Below are 265 nucleotides of genomic sequence, written 5' to 3' on the forward strand. Positions count from 1 at the left end.
GCGGCTTACAGAGGCCTGCGCAGCTGCCGGTTTTTCAAGCAAATGCCGGTCAAAATGACCGGTTAGCCGCGCCTGTCTATTCTTAAAATCATTCCAAACTAGAGAATTTGACACCAGTTTGCTTTTGCGCGAAGAGACGAAGCCTATTAGACGGAAAATCCCGTCAGAGGAGAGGATCATGAAGCTCAACCGCAAATTCCGCGCAGCCGTGCTGGCGATCGCCCCCGCAGCCCTGCTCGCCCTTCCCGCGCATGCCGAGACCGAC

General features: G+C 55.8%; 1 protein-coding gene. It reads right to left on the reverse strand.

Going from position 1 to position 265, the window contains the following annotated elements; translation table 11 throughout:
• Positions 1 to 189: hypothetical protein (locus EOD29_RS36680; protein WP_206520568.1), on the reverse strand; the 189-nt coding region annotated here is incomplete at its 3' end.
• Between the last annotated feature and the right edge of the window lie 76 nt (positions 190 to 265).

It is taken from the genome of Mesorhizobium sp. M1A.T.Ca.IN.004.03.1.1 (genome assembly GCF_003997555.1).
Classification (GTDB): Bacteria; Pseudomonadota; Alphaproteobacteria; order Rhizobiales; family Rhizobiaceae; genus Mesorhizobium.